A 330-nucleotide genomic window follows, 5' to 3' on the forward strand; every position below is an offset into this window, starting at 1 on the left:
CCGACGACGAGCACGAAGTTGGAGATGTAGATGTAGACGAGCAGGAGCAGGGCACCGCCGAGCCACCCGTACGCGATGTTGCTGCCGCCGATGGTCTCGACGTAGAGCGCGAAGCCGAACGTCGCCATCGCCCAGGTCACGATCGCGAACCCGGCGCCCGCGGACACCCACCGCAGCTGCGGCGTCTTCACGTTCGGCGTCGCGTAGTACAGCACGGCGACCATCACCACGAGGTCGACCGCCAGCACGGGCCACTTCACCACGTCCCAGACGTCGTCGATCCAGGGCGCCCACCCGAGGCTCGCGACGATCGCCGCCGAGATCGTCGGC

The 330-nt window shown here is 68.2% G+C and carries 1 protein-coding gene; it reads right to left on the minus strand.

The window, feature by feature from the left end; translation table 11 throughout:
- Positions 1-330 (minus strand): YhjD/YihY/BrkB family envelope integrity protein (locus tag BIU98_RS12595; protein WP_175481359.1); only part of this gene is annotated, 330 nt, incomplete at both ends.

Origin of the sequence: Curtobacterium sp. MMLR14_010, from assembly GCF_001865015.1 — a bacterium.
Taxonomy (GTDB): Bacteria; Actinomycetota; Actinomycetes; order Actinomycetales; family Microbacteriaceae; genus Curtobacterium.